Origin of the sequence: Legionella adelaidensis (genome assembly GCF_900637865.1) — a bacterium.
Taxonomy (GTDB): domain Bacteria; phylum Pseudomonadota; class Gammaproteobacteria; order Legionellales; family Legionellaceae; genus Legionella_A; species Legionella_A adelaidensis.
This window is the reverse complement of sequence record NZ_LR134420.1, coordinates 79729-98682: the sequence shown is the minus strand read 5'-3', so window position 1 is coordinate 98682 and position 18954 is coordinate 79729. Positions and strand designations below refer to the sequence as shown.

Below are 18954 nucleotides of genomic sequence, written 5' to 3'. Positions count from 1 at the left end.
GTTTGAGATTTTTGGCAATTGCAGGCGAGTGGTTAACCATAATTTAAATTTTTGGTTGACAATAGAGGGAAGCAATTTATCATGTTTCCAAAAATAAGAAAATAAAGGATCACGCATGCCGGTTTCAATTGACACAGTAAAGCAAATTTACACGCAACCTTTTAATGATCTGCTAAATCAAGCACATACAGTTCATCGCCTGCACCATGATCCCAATCAAATTGAAAAAGCTATGTTACTTAGTATTAAAACAGGAGCCTGTCCAGAGGATTGTGGCTATTGTTCGCAAAGTGGGCATCATACTACCCATGTCATAAAAGAAAAATTAATGGCAGTAGAGAAAATTGTGGAGCGTGCTCGTGAAGCAAAAGAGAAAGGGGCCTCTCGTTTTTGCATGGGTGCTGCATGGAGAAGTATTCCTAATAAAGCAATGGAAGATCTTAAAACAATAATTAAAGAAGTAAATGCGGTTGGTCTTGAAACTTGTATGACTTTAGGAATGTTAACGTTAGAACAAGCTAAAGAATTAAAAGAAGCGGGTCTTGCCTTTTATAATCATAATATTGATAGCTCTCCTTCTTATTATCCCAAAGTAGTTTCCACCCGTACGTTTGAAGACCGCTTACAAACTTTGGAACGTGTACGTCAAGCGGGAATCCACGTTTGCTGCGGCGGGATTATTGGTTTAGGAGAAACACAATCTGATCGCATTGAATTTCTTTATACTCTTGCCAATTTTAAAACCCCACCAGAAAGTGTACCTATTAATCGGCTTATTCCGGTAAAAGGAACACCTTTAGCCAATCAAAAAGAAGTAGAAGGATTTGAGTTAGTTCGCACCATTGCTACCGCGCGTATTTTAATGCCTAAAAGCGTGGTACGGCTAACGGCTGGTCGTACGGCAATGAGTGATGAATTACAAGCGCTTTGTTTTTTTGCCGGCGCTAATTCGTTATTTTTAGGGAAGAAAGGATTAACAGAAGCGAATCCTTCTACCGACAAAGATGCGGTGTTGCTTAAAAAACTTGGATTAAAGGCAAAGGTCTCTAAACAACGAGATTACTCATGCTAGAAAACGATGGCTCTTTAGACTTTAAAGATACCAGCACCTCACGTGTTAAAAATATTGCTAATACTTTAACTGAGCAATTGGCAAGCCTTAAAAAAAATAATCTCTATAGAAAACGTACAATAAAAGAAGAGGGAAGATTTCTTAATTTTAGTAGTAATGATTATCTGGCTTTGGGAACAGAGAAAGTCATCAAAGAGGCTTATTGCGAAGGGTTTAGAAAATTTGCTGTAGGGAGTGGGGGCTCTGCTTTTCTTGGAGGTTATTATTCTGTTCACTCTCAATTAGAAGAAGCGTTTGCCAGCGCTTTAAATGTTGATGCTTGTGCGCTGTTTCCTTCGGGATACAGCGTAAACTGTAGTATTCCTCGTTTATTAGAATCGATTCACACTATTGCCGTTATTGATAAAAATATCCATGCATCTATTTATGACGGAATAAGTTTAGCGAAAGCAAAAGCTTTGCGTTTTCGCTCAAATAATTTAGAAGATTTAGAAAGTAAACTAAAAAGAAATAATGGTAACAAAGTAATTATTACAGAAGGGATTTTCAGTATGAACGGTGCAATCTCTCCTTTAAATGAAATTACTTTTTTGGCGAAGCAATTCAATGCTTCCCTTATTGTGGATGAAGCGCATTCCTTTGGAATTTTAGGTCCGCAAGGACTTGGGGCGGTGGCTGGTGCGAGGTTAACGCAAATGGAAGTACCTCTTCGCGTTATTCCGCTAGGTAAAGCATTTTCGGCTTCGGGTGCTATTGTTGCTGGAGAGAAAATATGGATAGATGCTTTATTACAAATAGCAAGAGCCAATATTTATTCCACGGCAGTGAGTCCCGCTTTTTGTTATGGTTTGCTAAAAACCTTGGACTATCTTCTTAATGCGGATAATCGCAGGGAAAAGATTTTTGCCTTGGTCGATTATTTTCGTATGCGTATTAAAAATTCTTCACTGCTGTGGAGTAACTCATATACGCCCATTCAAAACTTACAACTGGGTTGTCCTAAATTAGCATTTTCTTTTTCAGAAGCGCTTAAAAAGGAAAATATTTTTTGTTTGCCCATTAGGCCTCCTTCGGTTTCTACAAAAGAAACCGGGCTACGGATTAATATTAATTATCAGCATGATTTTAAAGCCCTTGATCTGTTAGTAGATACCCTTGAAAAAATCAATAAGGAAAGAAAGTTTTGAAACACCTTCACATTAATATATTCGGTACAGGTGAGCGTATTGTTTTTTTTCATGGGTGGGGATTTGATCAAACGATATGGAATTCTCTATTACCGGAATTAGAGAAACTCTATCAAATCTATTTGATTGATCTACCAGGATTTGGAAAAAGTTCGCAGATGAACTGGCAAACTTTTAAAACGCAGCTGTTACAGGTTATTCCATCTCCTTTTACCATTGTAGGATGGTCTTTAGGGGGGTTGTATGGCTTGCGTTTAGCCCTTGAAGAAAAAACGCAAATCAAAAAATTAATTAATGTTGCGGCACCTCCATTTTTTATGGGTGATAATCAATGGCCAGGAATTGATGAAAATATGTTTAAAGCTTTCCAAGAGCAGGTGGCGAAAGATCCCTTAGTAGCTGTTAAAGCGTTTATAAAGCTTCAAGATAAAAGAGCGGCTTTGATTCAACCTCTAGATGAAAACAACATAGAAAAAGCGGCCCTGATTTCAGGATTAAATATTTTGTTTACGTGGGATTTTCGTTTACTTATCAAAGAATTAACCAAACCCATAGTATTTATGTTTAGTAAGCTCGATACCATTATTCCACCCAAAATTATTAAAGTAATGAAAAAATCTTACCCTGCTTTTTCTTATCACGAATTTCCCAAAGCTGGGCATATGCCTTTTTTATCGCACCCACAAGAGTTTATAACTGCTTTAAAGGAGCATTTATGAATACCTATTTTATTACTGGAACCGATACAGATTGTGGAAAAACGTATATAACCTGCCAATTGCTTGCTTATTTTAAGAGCCAAAATAATCGAGTAGTAGGCATTAAACCGGTCGCTTCCGGGTGTAAAGATTCTGCTCGGGGTTTATTCAGTGAGGATGAACTTCTCTTGAATGAATTAAACCCGTCCTTTGCTCATGTATCGTCTCCATGGCGATTTAAAGAACCCATAGCACCCCACATTGCAGCACATTATGCGAGCGTAAATTTAAATATTGCTGATATAGCTGATTATTGTTTTGCTCCGCATTATAAAAACCAGGATATTGTATTAATTGAAGGCGCAGGGGGATTAATGGTGCCCTTAAATGAAAAAGAAACCTGGTTGGATTTTTTAAAATATACCGGTATTCCCGTGATACTGGTAGTAGGTATACGCTTAGGATGTATCAATCATGCTTTGCTGACGGAAGCAGTGATGAAAAGTAATCAAATTTCCTGTGCAGGGTGGATAGCAAATTGTCTTGATCCAAATATGATGGCCTTAGGGGAAAATATAAGTATTTTAAAAGAGCGTATGGGAATGCCTTTAATTACAACAGTGCCATTTCAAGGAAAAATTACTCATCTTATGCATAATTCCAATCTTTGACTTCTTTGAAAAACTATGTTCAGATGGCCGCTTTTTGTGCCGATTTCTTTTTTTTATGAATAACAAACTACGTTCCTTATTTTTTTTAGCGCTGTTCAACTTTTCTTTGAATGCTTGGGCGATTGCTCCTGTTTCCTGGATCCTGAGTCCTGCAAAAGGTTTTCCCGATACAATCCTGGGAACGCAATCAGTAGTGACCTATGTATTAAGAAATAACTTAAGCGCCAATGTGAAGCTCAGTACACTCGCTAAAACCGTGGGTGGAAATTTTACTATTCATAACCTTTGTAATAACGTGACTTTAAAGCCCAAGGGAACTTGTAAGGTAATAGTAAGCTTTGTACCAAAGGCGGCGAATGTTTCGACTTTTCAACTGATATACTCTTACAATGGAAAACAGTTTCCTTTACCGCCACTTAAGGCTGTGGGCAAAGCAAATTGTACGGTTCGCGGTACCACTGTTTTACCTTTGCCTACACAAACTTATCTTTACGCAGATAATGTGGTGAAATTTGTTTTTACAAACGAATGCGCGAGCGGAACCCCTAAAAAGCTTGGAGCGGTAAATGTCACTTCATCTAACGAGGCAGCGATTGTAAAACCTGCTTCTTATGATACGTGTTCGAATTCCCTGTTAGCTAATGGAAAGAGTTGCTTTGTAATGGCCTCAGTAAGCCCTCGGACCCTTACAAAAGCTATGACTATCCAGGCATCTGTTTTGGCAGAAACCACTACAGTAAACACAGAAACATCTGCTGAAGTGATTACTAATCAACAAGCCACACACCACGTGCAATTCGTGAATCAATGTAATTTTGATGTATGGTACGGCATTGCTAATGGAGCCGGGGGCATTTACTCGCCGGATCCTAATCTAATCAAATTTCCTAATGGAGCGCCGCCTAGCGCTTATTATTTGCCCAAGCAAGTAGAAGGGCAACGGCCGAGTGTCATTATTCTTCCAACCACCGTATATAAGAATGGAGCGATTTGGCCAAGAACAGGATGTAAAATGGTCGACGGTAAATTTATATGTACTACCGGCACTTGCGCTACTATGGATAATACCGCTACCTGTAAAAGTTCAGGTGACTTGCAACAACCGATACCTCCTTATACCAAATTTGAATTTACTATCGAAACAAACCCGGGTCAGGATGGAGTCTACGACGTTTCGGTTATCAATGGCTTTACGGTTCCTGTTGAAATTAAAGCATTTGGGCCACCAACTGACGACCCTTTCAATTGCACAGGGGCAGGGGCACTCATCCAACCAGAAGACTCTAGGTTGCATGCTTGCCCTTGGGTTTTTGACCCTGTATCTTTATCGGGGTTAAGCCGGGAAGATTTTCAATGGGTAACTCCGGGTGCGGAGTTGAGCTGCGAGACCAACGATCCCAACTGTGGTCGAAGCTATGATGTAAGTCCACCGAATAATCCAGCAAAAATTGTTTTACGGGCTGCCCCTTTTCTTGGTTATACAACTGTCGCCAACTATTTTGGATACAAGGCAGATGGGCAATGGGGAACACCGAATTTATATACCAAATATGGAATTGCAAGCCCGCTACCAAATACTTATGGAACTATCGGGGGGCAGCCTGCTGATTGGGGCTCTTTATTTGCTTGTACGCCTACCAGTAATCAATCGGCAGATTCTTGCTATCTAGATGCGGCAGGTCCGCGGTGTTGTGGCTGTATAGAATGGGAAAATGAACCGGTTGGAAGCGCCACAAGAACTGCTTCATCCAAGCCTTGTGTAAATACCAATGATGATTGGACGAGTGCTAAACCAAGTTTGGCTACTGCTGATAATTTTACTATTCAAAAAGGCGTTTTATGGTTAAAGGCAGCTTGCCCAACGGCTTACTCTTACCAATTTGACGACAAGTCATCTTCTTTTCAATGTAATAAGGATGGGGAAGCAGATCTTTATACGAGCTATCAAATTACTTTCTGTCCAGGGGGTGTTACAGGGAAACCCGGCAGTGCAGATGAAGGTCGCGGGACTCCACCGCCTTAAAAAATGACATAAGAATCCACGCCCGTTGTAACCCGACTGCTTGTATCAGGGTTACAACTTCGACTTATCCTCAATTGTAATGATTGTTTCCCTTTCAGTAGTTAGCTATAATTCCTCTTTGGTTCGATGGGCATAGTTTATCCATTTTGTTATTTAACTTCGCAGGAAAGAAGGGGACTTTGATGCCAATTTACGAATATCAGTGCAACAATTGCCATCATGAATTTGATTTAATGCAAAAAATTGCGGATGCACCAGTTAAACAGTGTCCTGAGTGCCATAAAGAAAGTGTGGTGCGCATAGTTTCTCCTGCAGGTTTTCAGTTAAAAGGGACAGGGTGGTACGTAACAGATTTCAAAGATAAAGATAAGAAAAAAGCTACTCCAAAAAAAGAGGCTACTAATTCCACTGCTTCCAGTGAAAATAAGGCTGCTGAGTCTAAATCGAGCACAAAAAAAGGTGAAGGGGATTGAAAGGTAAATCAATACGAAGTTATTTATTAGCGGGCCTGGTGGTATGGTTGCCTATTTTGGTCACTTTTGTCATTTTACGATTTATTGTTGATTTGCTAGATCAAACAATCGCGTTGTTACCTAATGCTTATCAGCCGCAAAATTTATTAGGTATCAATCTACCCGGATTGGGTGTGTTGTTGTCTCTCATTTTATTGATAGTCACGGGTATTATAGTTACCAATTTTCTGGGGCAACGGCTGATAAGATGGAGTGAGTCAATTCTTGAACGTATCCCTTTGGTACGTTCCATTTATACTGCCGCAAAGCAAGTAATCCATGCCATTTTTGCGACAAATAGTGAAGCATTTCGTAAAGTGTTATTAGTAGAATACCCGCGAAAAGGTTTGTGGTCTTTGGCGTTTCAAACCGGGCAGGCCAACCCGGAAATAAATACGAAAGTTGGCAAAGAGATGGTATCCATTTTTATTCCAACCACACCCAATCCCACATCAGGATTTCTTATGGTCTTACCTAAGGACGAAGTCATTGAGTTAGGTATGAGTGTTGAAGAAGCATTAAAATTAATTATTTCCTTAGGTGTAATGCAACCGGTATCGCCTGTTGCATTAGAAACTCCAACTTTATTAAATAAATAGGCGGTTATATGCGTTCACATTTATGCACTGCAGTTAATGATTCATTAACAGATACAACAGTTTCAATTTGCGGTTGGGTGCATAATCGTCGTGATCATGGTGGTGTGATTTTTTTAGATATTCGTGATCGCTCAGGATTAGTACAAGTCGTTTATGAGCCTGAGCGCTCTGAAATTTTTCATATTGCCGAAAAACTACGTCATGAATATGTAATACGGGTTGAAGGAATCGTTCGCGCTCGTCCGCAAGGTATGATTAATGAAAAAATGGCGACGGGTAAAATTGAAATTGTAGGAACTTCCCTGGAAATTCTTAATCAAGCGCAAACGCCGCCTTTTCTACCCGATGAATTTCAATCGACAAATGAAGACCTACGGTATCGCTATCGTTATTTAGATTTGCGTCGTAAAGAAATGCAGGAAAATTTAACCCTGCGCCATCGTTTAAATCAATGTATTCGTCAGTATTTAAATGATCAGGCCTTTTTAGACATTGAAACGCCTATGCTTACGAAGGCTACCCCGGAAGGCGCCCGCGATTATTTAGTCCCTTCGCGTGTGCATCCCGGCGAGTTTTATGCTCTTCCACAGTCCCCTCAATTATTCAAACAATTATTAATGATGTCGGGCTTTGATAAATATTATCAAATTGTTCGTTGTTTTAGAGATGAGGATTTACGCGCAGATAGACAACCTGAATTCACTCAGCTTGATATTGAAATGGCATTTATTAATCAAGAAGATATCATGTCTCTAATTGAAGGGATGCTAAAGAAAGTATTCCATGAAATATTGCAAGTTGAAATTCCGGAAAAACTCCCGCGTATGACATATGCTGAGGCTATGCATAGATATGGGAGCGATAAACCTGATTTACGTAACCCTTTAGAATTAATTGATATTGCAGATTTAGTTCAACATTCAGAATTTAAAGTATTTTCTGCCGCTGCCAATGACCCTAATGGGCGTGTTGTTGCTTTAAAACTAACGAATGGTTGTAACTTAAGTCGAAAGGAATTAGATGATTACGGTCAATTTGTAGGGATCTATGGTGCTAAAGGCCTGGCTTATATTAAAGTGAATGATCTTCAGCAAGGAATCCAGGGGCTACAGTCGCCTATTTTGAAGTTTTTAAGCGAAGATAGTATTCAGTCGATATTAGACAGAGTAAATGCACAGACAGGTGACGTTGTCTTTTTTGGTGCAGACAAAGAAAAAATAGTTAATGAATCAATGGGTGCTCTGCGAATTAAATTAGGCCACGATTGTAATTTAATTGAAAAAGGCTGGAAATTGGTGTGGATTGTCGATTGGCCGATGTTCGAGTTAGATTCCGACACAAATAAGTTACAAGCAATGCACCATCCTTTTACGTCTTCGCAAAATCTTTCGGCAGAGGATTTAAAAGAAAAGCCTTTGGCCGCTTTGGCTAAAGCCTATGATATAGTGATTAATGGCTATGAAATTGGCGGGGGCTCTGTTCGTATTCATAACCCTGAATTACAACAAACAGTGTTTGACTTGCTGGGAATAGAGCAGGAAGAAGCCAAAGTAAAATTTGGATTTTTATTAGATGCTTTGCAATTCGGGTGCCCACCCCACGGTGGAATTGCTTTAGGTATTGATCGCCTGGCTATGTTACTTACCGATTCAACCTCCATTCGTGATGTAATTGCTTTTCCAAAAACGCAATCAGCATCTTGCTTGCTTACTAATGCGCCAACGCCTGTCAGTGCTGCGCAATTAAATGAACTAGGAATACGTTTTGCAACCACGAGCCAGAAAAAATAAATTTTTTTATGGAAAATTAACATCGCCACTGCCTTACGGTCGTGGCTCTGTTTTCGTCTTTGTATTTATTTTATTTTTTTCGCTATTTTCTTTGCCGGCGCTTGCGAGCCCAGAGGATAACTCAGGGAAGCTTATTGAATTTCTTGCGCAGGAAAAGATAAATATAACTATTGCTAATCATGATTTAAAACAAGCAATGCCGCCGGTTGATCAACATTCTTTAACCATTAAAAATCAGCAACTAGAGACTATGATTTCTTTAGTAAACTCCAAGATTGCAAATTTCGGTTCATTTTTGTCTGATCAAAAGAAACAAGCACGTAGATTAGCTGATGAATTACAGTCGCTACAACAATCCCCTTTAGAAAAAGCAAATGAGTTAGGTGTTCAAGAAAAAATCAGTCAAATAAGTAACCTGATTGAAGTGAACGATAAAGCAATTGAGTTACTAAATGAAAATATCAGGCTTGCAAATCAATATTTAATAAATTTAGTAGAACAAAAGGATGACCTGAAAATTTTGCAAGCTAAGTTTGACGAAGAACGTGATATAGAGCAAATACAAAATCGCATTACAGTTCTTAAAGAAGCAAAGGAAAGTCTTTATCAAAAAAATATAGAGTTACAACGATCAAGAAAAGTAGAAACGACGTTTGCTTCTAATCTTACTTATGAAACACAGTTATTATATAACAATCAACTTATTGTATTAATCCAATATAAAATTTCCGCTTTAGATCTGAAGAAAAAAATTATTAAAGCAGATTTCGCATCTTTAAAAAATGATGATCTAAAAACGCTACAACAGGTAACTGGAATTTATAAAAGTGTTCTCAATCAATTGAATAATATTGAGAACGGATTACAAGAGATGTTGGGGTTAGTGAAGAGTCAAAAAAAATCTTTGCCTACCAACATTTTTAATATGCAGTTTGCTAATTTAGAAAAAACTATTGATAAACGTCTGCAAGAAACAAAATTAGAAACAGCTCAAATCAAAGAAAATTTGGAAGGTAAGCAGGAATTACTAAAAAAACAATTAGCTCAAAGACAAAGTTTAACTGAGTATCAGCTGGAAAATTGGTCTTTCATCCTTTTAAAAATTATAAAAATTCCGGTTCAATTTTATAACTACGCTAAAACTCTAATTATTCAAATTAAAGATAATTACTTATGGCAGGATACATGGCCAAAAATAATTTATTGGTCAATTTTGGGAATGATTTTTTCGTTTTTTTTGGGGCTTAATCGTCTTCTGAAATGGATTGCAAAGGATAAAGAACGTTATCTCTTGAGTGCCCATTTGTATGATGGTTTTTTGGTTTTACTGAATCGAAATATTCCTCTTTTAACCTTGCTGACGTCTTTATGGGTTTCATTTTACTTAACGCATGTGCCCTTCAGCTACGCTCAGCTTTTAGTTAATTTGTTGCTTGTTTGGTTAAGCTTTCGAAGTTTAATTATTATTTCGCGATTAATGCTTTTAGAAAGATTGAGCGATGTTTCAGGGGAGGATGTAAAATTTTACTATCGTCTAAAGTGGTTATTTTTATTAGGCGGCTGGTCAACTGCGCTGATGGTATTTAGTCATCAATTGCCGCTTTCTACTTTACTACAGGATATATTCAATCGCTTATTCATGATTTTTCTTCTCTCAGTGTCTTTTGTAACCTGGAGAAGCAGGGAAGTTATTCCGTACTTACTTGCGCCCTATTTGAGCTCTAAAAGAAAATATCTGCACACCGCTATTAAAATATTGAATATCCTTATTCCCCTTACCCTCTTCTCTACTGCGATAATTGGTTTAATTGGCTATTTTAATTTAGCCTGGAGTTTAAGTTTATACCAAATTTATTTTTTACTCGTAATAACTGGCTATGTGTTAGCCCGGGGCTTAATTTTTGACGCATTAGAATTACTGTCTGTTTGGATGATCTCCTCTTTACAAAACGGTTGGCTGTGGATTGAGGTTATTTTAAAACCGTTGGATAACATCTTCCGGTTATTACTTTTTGTAGGTGGTATTTCTATTTTATTTCAATTATTTGGTTGGTATGCCGATTCATGGGTAGTAGCAAAAATTATTGAAGTAGGTAAATATCCTTTTATCAATATTTCCGGTGTACATATTACCTTATTTAGTGCAGCAGAATTCATTTTAATTATTTTCTTTTTCTCTTGGTTAGCCAAGTGGACACGCGAATTCAGTTATCGTTGGCTGTACCGCAAATCCAAAGATCCAGGCGTACGCAATAGCTTATCTGTCTTTACCCAATATGCTGTGATTTTATTGGGGGGATTTATTTCATTAAGAATACTCGGGCTGGATTTTAGCGGCATGTCAATGGTTTTAGGTGGATTGGCAGTGGGAATGGGTTTCGGGCTCCGTGACTTTGCCAGTAATATTGTAGGTGGATTAATGTTATTGATTGAGCGTCCTGTTCGCGAAGGAGACTTAATTACTTTGGGAAGCTATGAAGGAAAAGTTTCGCATATTGGTATTCGTTCTATGCGTGTATCTTCATGGGATAATACAGAAGTGCTTATCCCAAATGCTGAGACTTTCACCAAACCATTTACCAATTGGACGCACCAGGATAGTATCGTACGAACAGTCGTACCTATTAAAGTCAGTCGCAAAGATGACCCTGCTATGGTGCAACAATTGATTCTGGATGTGATTGTGGACATAACAGAGATTTTGTCAGATCCGCCTCCGCAGGTATTGTTAACCAAGATTGACGATGCGCTTATTGAATTTGAAATTCGATATTTTATTAATGTAGAACTTTATACGCGCTTTGAAATTCGCTCCAAACTTTTATTTGCAATCCTTGCCCAGTTTAGCGCCGCAGGAATTCGCTCACCCATACCTCCTATAAGTGTGGAATTGAAAGAAGGGGAGACTAGACCCTATGTTATTTCCAAACAGTCCACCGAAAAGCAAAGCTGAATTACTAGAGCGCTGCCAAAATATTGAGGGTTTAACCCTGGGCCAGCTTGCTTTATTGATAGGTATTTCAATACCTTACTCTCCTTTACAAAGAAAAGGATTTGCAGGCACTCTTGTTGAATTGGCCCTGGGAGCCTCGGCAAAAGGAAAACCATTGCCTGACTTTCACTTTTTAGAGATTGAACTAAAAACTTTACCTATTAATGAAAACGGAAAAGTGGCTGAGTCTACTTTTATTACGAGTATTCCTCTTATGACAATTCAACAAGAGAAATGGAAAACTTCACAATGCTATAAAAAACTAAAAAGTATCTTATGGGTACCTATAGAGGACAATAATACTATTCCCTATTCTGCAAGGAGAATCGGTAAGGCTGTTTTATGGTCGCCAAATAAAGAAACTGAAAATATCTTGGAATCAGATTGGTTAGAATTAACCTTCATGATAAGCGCAGGTAGATTAGAGGAAATAAATGCCGGTATGGGGCAATATTTACAAATTCGGCCTAAAGCAGCAAATAATAAATCATTGTGTTATGGCATTAATGCACTAGGAGAAAAAATTCTCACTCTTCCCCGTGGTTTTTATTTACGAAGTAGTTTTACAAATAGCATTGTACATCTTGCAATTTAAAACGATTTGTTTAAAGTGAAGATTGGTAAAAAAGGAGTTTTATATGAAGAAAGTTTTTTTAATGTTTCTTTTGTTTGCTTTTTCGTCGTGGGCTTACAGTGACGCATCTAGCGAAGTACAAATGCTAAATAGTCAAATTCAAGTCCAACTACAAAAATTACAAGAAACGCAACAAAAGCAAATGCAAGCTATGAATGCACAAGTCCAAGCGCAAATTAAGCAAATGCAAGCCCAACTACAAGCGCAAATTCAAAAGGTAAGCAACGACACACAAAATCAAATTAAACAATTACAAGAAACTTTTCAAAAGAATTTGGAACTATTACAGCAAGAAATTGAGGCTAAAAAATAGACTTGGAGATAGAGGGTCATTCGTATCCTGGAGTAGGCTTGGCTAATCCAGGATACATAAAATGAAAAATGGGTAGGTTAAACTACTTCAACTTCTTCAGCTTGAGGACCTTTTTGTCCTTGGCCAGCTTTAAATAAAACTGACGCGCCTTCAGCTAAGGTTTTGAAGCCTGAGCCTTGAATAGCGCTAAAATGCACAAAATAATCTTTTCCACTACTTTCAATAAAACCAAAACCTTTGCTCTCATTGAACCATTTAACCGTACCACGTACTTTTTCTGACATATCTAAATTTCCTAAAAGCTCTGGCTATTTGTTTATTCAAAATCACCAGAAAGTTACTAGCAATTAGTTTATACCAGAAATTGGACAGGCAATCAACAGAAAATACACTAATTATGGTTTTTATACCGGGGAGGATAACTCTATATTTTTTTCTTCATTCTCATTTAGTCGAGGCGATGTAGTAGGCTCTCGCGATTTGGAAAAAAAACCATGTCCCGCTAAACCTGCTGCCGAGACAAAAATAAAAGTGGTACCGGCTAAAACGACTGTTGTCGATTGTAAAACTAAAACGCCTATTAGAACACAAGAAGTACCCGAAGTGACAGATAGAGCTGCGAATACCTTTAAGTAAAAATAATAATTTACCTGCTTATTTTGGTCAAAGTTAAGAGGAGGAAGGGCGTTTGGGGGCTCTTTCCTGTCGCATTCTTGTCGTGGCGGAACCAAAGAGGCAGATTCCACATGTAATTTAACCCTGCTTGTATCCTCTAAGGTTGAATATAAGTTGGCCCGCGGTAGCAACTTTATTAGCTCTTTTTCTTGTTCCGGGGAAAAATTCTTATGGATATTCACATGCACATGTGAAGGTATGGAAGTAAATATAGTTATTAGGTCAGACCATGACTTAACACTCAGAACATTATCACTTAAATCTAATTGTTCGAGTGTATCCTGGAGATTACAAAATACTGCTTTCAGCCTATCCTCCGGCTTTTGACCAAGATGATTATGTGCCAAATTCAACATCCGAACATTTAAGCTGGCAACTAATTTGGCCAATGCGGGTATTGAGCGTGTGGCAAGATCATTAAATTGTAGTGAAAGTTTTATTACAGTTAAGTGGCCTAACCCACTTACTAACTTATCCGGCGAGATAAAGCCCAGTCCATTTTTATCCAGATTTAATTCTTCCAGGTTTGGTAGATGCAGTTGTAATTCAAGCATAAATTGAGGGAAATCATTTATTTGCTTAAGTTCATTTTCATTTAACCAAAGAACACGAAGGTGACGAGGTAATTTTTTTACGGCACTTGCTAATTCCTTACAACTACGAAAACCCAAATTATTTTTATTTAAATTGAGTTCGCGCATGTGATGAAGCAAAGAGAAAAGGGAGGATAGCTCTGGGGCAGATAGTTTATGGAGATCATTATTGCTTAAATCTAAAAAAGTAATCTGCGGGGGCAATGCAGTAATTATTTTTTTAAGAGTAGGAAATTTTCGACCTAATCCGTTACCGGCCAGGCATATTCCAGTATGTTCGCTAGTAATTTCAGCCGCTACTGTTTGAATTGCCGCCTCTGATTTCAAACGAAGCAGTTTGCCTCTTAAATCTAATAACATCCCGGTTATCCGTTATTATTGTTTTTTTTAGGAAAACAGTGTATCAATTTAAGGCTTGTATTTCTATCCACATTTTCTGTGGATAATTCTGTGAGTACCTTGCTACTAACCGGTAAATTAATAGTATCCTGTCATCAAGATTTTCACTACAATAGTATTTTTAACTATTTTATAGAGCCATGTTCAAACCGTTGGCATTATTTATTGGCCTACGCTACACAAGAGCCAAGAAAAAAAATCATTTTGTTTCTTTTATTTCTCTAAGCTCCATGTTGGGGATTGGGTTGGGAGTAATGGTTTTAATTACCGTACTCTCTGTTATGAACGGCTTTGATGAAGAAATTCATAAGCGGTTTTTTGGTATGGCGCCAGAAATAACTGTCTCCGGTCAGGATGGAAGAGTGGCGAATTGGCAAAACTTAGCCAAAGAACTTAAGGGAATACCGGGTGTTAAAGCAGTTGCTCCTTTTGTAGGAGGCCAAGGTTTGTTGACCCATGAGGGGCAAGTTTTACCTATAGTTATTACAGGAATATCGCCAGAACAAGAAAAATCAGTTACCAACCTGCAAAATAAGCTAATCACCGGAGATATTGCAAATCTGAATCACTTTGGAATTTTTTTAGGGCAAGGATTGGCGGATCGGTTAGGGGTCATGATTAACGATAAAGTCACTATTATGATTCCGCAAGCGTCGGTTACCCCGGCAGGAATGATTCCTCGTTTCAAACGGTTTACAGTAGCAGGTGTCTTTAGTGCTGGATCTGGGTTTAATTTTGATACCCGCTTGGCATTTATTAACTTGGAAGATGCGCAAAAGCTTATGCAATTAGGGGAAGATGTAAGCGGGTTAAAATTGCGTATTAATAATGTGTATGAAGCGCCGCTACTTACCGAAATAATTAGCAATAGGTTGGGGGAAAACTATCAGGTTGGCAACTGGACACAGGAGTTTGGCGCTTTTTTCCAAGCTGTAAAAATGGAAAAAACCATGATGTTTCTTATATTAATGCTTATTATTGCTGTAGCTGCTTTTAACCTGGTTTCCTCTTTAGTAATGGTTGTTAACGATAAACAAGCCGAAATTGCTATTTTACGAACCATTGGTGCCACCCCAAGGAAGATACTCTCTATTTTCATAGTGCAAGGTATGATGGTTGGTATAGTAGGTACTCTAATTGGTTTAATTGGTGGGCTAATACTCGCAAGCAACGCTACAGAGATCGTTAATTATTTACAAAGATTTTTCAATGTAAAACTCCTGTCTTCAAATATTTATTTTGTAGATTTTCTTCCTTCAAAAATTTTATTGTCGGATTTATTGCAAGTTTGTGCAATTGCATTATTAATGAGTTTCTTAGCAACGATTTATCCTTCTTGGAGAGCCTCAAGAACCGTTATTGCGGAGGCTTTGCACTATGAATAATAATGAAATTATTTCATGTAACGATCTTACTAAATCTTATCATGATGGAAATTTGGCTGTAGAAGTTTTAAAAGCAATTAATTTTTCTATTACTTCTGGAGAAAGAATTGCCATTGTCGGGCCCTCGGGATCAGGGAAAAGTACATTGCTTCATTTATTAGGTGGACTAGATAAACCTTCGGCGGGAAAAATTTTTATAGAAGGTATTGATTGGCAATCTATCAACGAAAAAAAACGCTGCCAATTACGTAATAAGAATTTAGGATTTATTTATCAATTCCACCACTTATTGCCAGAGTTTACCGCGCTTGAAAATGTGGCTATGCCGTTACTCCTGGGAAATCACTCTGTAAAAGAAGCACAAGAAAAAGCCCGTGTAATTTTAGATAAAGTAGGTTTGTCAGCGCGCGAACTTCATAAACCTGCGCAACTCTCAGGAGGAGAGAGACAAAGAGTGGCTATTGCTAGAGCATTGGTCAACCAACCCCGCTGTGTATTTGCCGATGAGCCCACGGGAAACCTGGATCATAGTACTGCTTTAAAAGTATTCGAGTTGATGTTGGAATTGAATACGCATATTGGAACTGCATTGGTGATTGTTACGCATGATATGGAACTAGCTAAACGCATGGATAAAGTCTGGAGTTTGCAAGAAGGGAAAGTGATTTTTTAGATAAGGTTTACTGTCCTCCGTTTCAAGCAGACAAGCAAAATCTCCGCTCTCTCAGGGTTACACGTGGACAAACAAAACTTCCGCTTACTAACGTGAGCGGAAGTTTTGGTTTTGGTGCGGCTGTCATGTCGGGCCAAGACCCAACATGAAGAATGATTAGTCTAATTAAATGGATTAAAGTCGGCTAAATCAGCGAATAAAGGATGGAACCCGGATGACATTAAAATGACCCCGAATATTGCTGCAATTACAGCAACCACATAAAATCCACTACCTGAATAGAGATTTCTAGTCCATCTTAGCATCATTTCTGGTATAGCGAGCCAAAATACAGATTTTATTAATATTAGCCAGGCAATAACGGTTACGATAACAGGTGGTCCCATAACCCAGATATTGTGTAGGACAACAAGCATAATTCCTATAAATAACCAAACCGATGCGCTAAAGAAAATTTCAATACTATCTGCGCGTATGTCTTGTATTAACTCACGATAATACCGTGCTCTTGCAATCATAATAATAGCCATTATTACCATATAAAGGCCAACTATTTGCCCTATTAAAAAAGTATGAATTGCCCCCACCATGATCCACTCCCTTGCAGTCAATATACTATAATTAATAGACTGAAATTCCTTATTTTGCAAACCCTTATCGTTTTACTCACTATTTAAAACCATGCCTTTGTAATTTCCACGGTATCTAATTGAGAGCTATCTTTATGTTGTAGAATTTTCCAGGATGCAGAGCATCGCTGTAGGTGGCCTAAAAGGGTAGACTGATCATTACAAAAATAGCGGACAGGTAAATTATCAAACGAGTTTTGCGTTAGAAAAGCTTGGCATCTAATCCCATCTTTTAATTCTAAAGCCCACGGGTAGGTTTTTGACATATCTAATATTTCCGTGGCTTGGGGGTATTGTTCAGCAAATTGAATTATTGTGCTTTTTTCACTCCACGGAGATTGTGGACAAAGTGCTTCTTTTTTATCTGTAAAAGCTTTAATAAAGCAAGGGTCATAAATTTTCCCTTCCGCTTTACATTGAATAGCATCTTCTCTTCTAATCACCTCGGATTGTTTTATACATTCTCCATGCAATGTGTTAGCTATTTTTGGCGAGGGATGGGCCGTAGTTTCTGCAAACGGTCTATAAAATAATAATTCTGTATTTTGAGCATATAGATTATTAGCTAATATGCTAAAAAATAAGCAAAGTATAAGCTGCATACTATTCCCACCCTGTTTTTATTTAGTGTATTATCCAAATTTTATTTCGCTTTGAAAATTAAACAGCAAAGCAGAGGATAAATTTTCGGAGTACATAATGACAGAAGTTTTCACAGTAAAACAATGTTTAGATGGGGAAATTAGCATTGATGAAACTGTAACCATTCAAGGCTGGGTTAAAACAAGACGCGATTCTAAAGCGGGTTTATCATTTATTAGTTTACATGATGGCTCTTGTTTTTCTCCTATTCAAATTGTGGTTCCAGAAAATTTATCCAATTATCAAATGGAAGTGCTCAAGCTAACTTCAGGTTGTTCCGTAAAAGCAACGGGAAAATTAATCGCTTCCCAAGGAAAAGGGCAGTCTTTTGAAATTCAAGCCGAAAAAATTGAAGTAATAGGGTGGGTAGAAAATCCAGATACTTATCCTATACAGCCTAAAAGACATACTTTGGAATACTTAAGAGAAGTAGCCCATTTACGCCCCCGTACCAATACCATTAGTGCAGTAACGCGTGTTCGCGATACCCTTTCTTGGGCAATTCATAATTTTTTCCATCAAAAAGGCTATTTTTGGATTCATACTCCCATTATCACTACCAGCGATTGCGAAGGCGCGGGTGAGTTATTTCGAGTGAGTACTTTGGATTTGGTGAATCTTTGCAAAAATGAAAAAAATACGGTTGATTTCAGCAAAGACTTTTTCGGCCGTGAAGCTTTTCTAACTGTTTCTGGACAATTAAATGTGGAAGCATATTGTTTGGCTATGTCTAAAGTATATACTTTTGGCCCTACTTTTCGTGCTGAAAATTCGAATACCAGCCGCCATTTGGCAGAGTTTTGGATGGTAGAGCCAGAGCTTGCTTTCGCAGATTTAAATGATATTTGTTCATTGAGTCAGGAAATGTTGCGCTTTTTATGTAAAACTGTACTGGACGAACGTTCTGACGACATGAATTTTTTCAATCAATTTGTCGCCCCGGGTTGTATTGAGCGCTTGGAAAATATTATTGATTCGGAATTTGAAATAATTCCTTATACGCAAGCGATAACTATTTTAGAAAAAGCGGAGGTAAAATTTGATTATCCGGTTAAGTGGGGATTAGACTTGCAATCAGAACATGAGCGTTATCTCGCGGAAACTTATTGTAAAAAGCCGGTTATCATTATTAATTATCCTAAAGAGATAAAAAGCTTTTACATGCGATTAAATGAGGATGGCAAAACGGTAGCGGCTATGGACGTATTGGCTCCTGGAATTGGCGAAATTATAGGGGGCAGCCAAAGAGAAGATCGTTTGGAAATCTTGGATAAACGCATGGAGGAGTGCGGGGTAAACAAAGATCTCTATCAATGGTATCGCGATTTACGCCGTTATGGCAGTGTACCTCATGCAGGTTTTGGATTGGGGTTAGAGCGGCTGGTGAGTTATGTTACCGGAGTCAATAACGTTCGTGACGTAATTCCCTTCCCACGAACTCCGGGACATGCGGAATATTGATGGGAT

The 18954-nt window shown here is 38.1% G+C and carries 18 protein-coding genes; 14 read left to right on the top strand and 4 right to left on the bottom strand.

Going from position 1 to position 18954, the window contains the following annotated elements:
- The first annotated feature begins 115 nt into the window (after nucleotides 1–115).
- The 11 genes from bioB to EL206_RS03735 all read left to right on the top strand — a co-directional run bounded on the left by bioB (nucleotide 116) and on the right by EL206_RS03735 (nucleotide 12491).
- Nucleotides 116–1072 carry a biotin synthase BioB gene (gene bioB / locus EL206_RS03785; RefSeq protein WP_058461405.1) on the top strand — a complete coding sequence of 319 codons (957 nt, stop codon included), beginning with the start codon at nucleotides 116–118 and terminating at the stop codon, nucleotides 1070–1072.
- Nucleotides 1066–2259 (top strand): aminotransferase class I/II-fold pyridoxal phosphate-dependent enzyme, encoded by a 1194-nt coding sequence (locus tag EL206_RS03780; RefSeq protein ID WP_084758815.1) that lies wholly within the window; start codon nucleotides 1066–1068, stop codon nucleotides 2257–2259. The genes bioB and EL206_RS03780 overlap by 7 nt, the downstream gene beginning before the upstream one ends.
- The gene (locus EL206_RS03775; RefSeq protein ID WP_058461406.1) at nucleotides 2256–2978 is read left to right on the top strand and encodes an alpha/beta fold hydrolase; all 723 of its coding nucleotides are present in this window, start codon (nucleotides 2256–2258) and stop codon (nucleotides 2976–2978) included. Before EL206_RS03780 ends, EL206_RS03775 begins: the two co-directional genes overlap by 4 nt.
- Entirely contained in the window at nucleotides 2975–3628 is a 654-nt protein-coding gene (bioD, locus tag EL206_RS03770) for a dethiobiotin synthase (protein WP_058461407.1), read from the top strand. Before EL206_RS03775 ends, bioD begins: the two co-directional genes overlap by 4 nt.
- Nucleotides 3629–3683: 55 nt before the next feature.
- Nucleotides 3684–5651, top strand: a complete 1968-nt coding sequence (locus tag EL206_RS03765; RefSeq protein ID WP_058461408.1) for a thaumatin family protein — start codon at nucleotides 3684–3686, stop codon at nucleotides 5649–5651.
- A gap of 182 nt (nucleotides 5652–5833) precedes the next feature.
- Nucleotides 5834–6124, top strand: a complete 291-nt coding sequence (locus tag EL206_RS03760) for an FmdB family zinc ribbon protein (protein WP_058461409.1) — start codon at nucleotides 5834–5836, stop codon at nucleotides 6122–6124.
- A complete protein-coding gene (locus EL206_RS03755; RefSeq protein WP_058461410.1) occupies nucleotides 6121–6762 on the top strand; it encodes a DUF502 domain-containing protein in 642 nt (213 codons plus the stop codon). Before EL206_RS03760 ends, EL206_RS03755 begins: the two co-directional genes overlap by 4 nt.
- An 8-nt stretch (nucleotides 6763–6770) precedes the next feature.
- Nucleotides 6771–8552, top strand: coding sequence for an aspartate--tRNA ligase (gene aspS / locus EL206_RS03750; protein ID WP_058461411.1), 1782 nt, complete (start codon nucleotides 6771–6773; stop codon nucleotides 8550–8552).
- Nucleotides 8553–8748: 196 nt separating this feature from the next.
- Nucleotides 8749–11505 carry a mechanosensitive ion channel domain-containing protein gene (locus EL206_RS03745; protein WP_407637796.1) on the top strand — a complete coding sequence of 919 codons (2757 nt, stop codon included), beginning with the start codon at nucleotides 8749–8751 and terminating at the stop codon, nucleotides 11503–11505.
- On the top strand, nucleotides 11468–12139 hold the full coding sequence (gene mutH, locus EL206_RS03740) for a DNA mismatch repair endonuclease MutH (RefSeq protein WP_058461412.1): 672 nt from the start codon (nucleotides 11468–11470) through the stop codon (nucleotides 12137–12139). Before EL206_RS03745 ends, mutH begins: the two co-directional genes overlap by 38 nt.
- A gap of 43 nt (nucleotides 12140–12182) precedes the next feature.
- Complete coding sequence (locus EL206_RS03735; RefSeq protein WP_065310919.1) at nucleotides 12183–12491, top strand: hypothetical protein; 309 nt, start codon at nucleotides 12183–12185, stop codon at nucleotides 12489–12491.
- A gap of 77 nt (nucleotides 12492–12568) precedes the next feature.
- On the opposite strand, the gene EL206_RS03730 is transcribed toward EL206_RS03735, so the two are convergent.
- Complete coding sequence (locus tag EL206_RS03730) at nucleotides 12569–12775, bottom strand: cold-shock protein (protein WP_058461413.1); 207 nt, start codon at nucleotides 12773–12775, stop codon at nucleotides 12569–12571.
- Nucleotides 12776–12895: 120 nt separating this feature from the next.
- Entirely contained in the window at nucleotides 12896–14119 is a 1224-nt protein-coding gene (locus EL206_RS03725; protein WP_058461414.1) for a leucine-rich repeat domain-containing protein, read from the bottom strand.
- A gap of 179 nt (nucleotides 14120–14298) precedes the next feature.
- On the opposite strand from EL206_RS03725, the gene EL206_RS03720 reads away from it, so the two are divergent.
- Nucleotides 14299–15543: a lipoprotein-releasing ABC transporter permease subunit gene (locus EL206_RS03720; protein WP_058461415.1), complete on the top strand. Its 1245-nt coding sequence runs from the start codon at nucleotides 14299–14301 to the stop codon at nucleotides 15541–15543.
- Nucleotides 15536–16216, top strand: a complete 681-nt coding sequence (gene lolD / locus EL206_RS03715) for a lipoprotein-releasing ABC transporter ATP-binding protein LolD (protein ID WP_058461416.1) — start codon at nucleotides 15536–15538, stop codon at nucleotides 16214–16216. The genes EL206_RS03720 and lolD overlap by 8 nt, the downstream gene beginning before the upstream one ends.
- Nucleotides 16217–16377: 161 nt before the next feature.
- Here lolD and EL206_RS03710 read toward each other — a convergent pair whose 3' ends face one another.
- Complete coding sequence (locus tag EL206_RS03710) at nucleotides 16378–16806, bottom strand: hypothetical protein (protein WP_058461417.1); 429 nt, start codon at nucleotides 16804–16806, stop codon at nucleotides 16378–16380.
- Between the two features lie 83 nt (nucleotides 16807–16889).
- Nucleotides 16890–17447, bottom strand: coding sequence for a hypothetical protein (locus tag EL206_RS03705; RefSeq protein WP_058461418.1), 558 nt, complete (start codon nucleotides 17445–17447; stop codon nucleotides 16890–16892).
- A gap of 97 nt (nucleotides 17448–17544) precedes the next feature.
- Here EL206_RS03705 and asnS point away from each other — a divergent pair, with 97 nt between their 5' ends.
- A complete protein-coding gene (gene asnS / locus EL206_RS03700) occupies nucleotides 17545–18948 on the top strand; it encodes an asparagine--tRNA ligase (protein WP_058461419.1) in 1404 nt (467 codons plus the stop codon).
- Nucleotides 18949–18954: the final 6 nt, after the last annotated feature.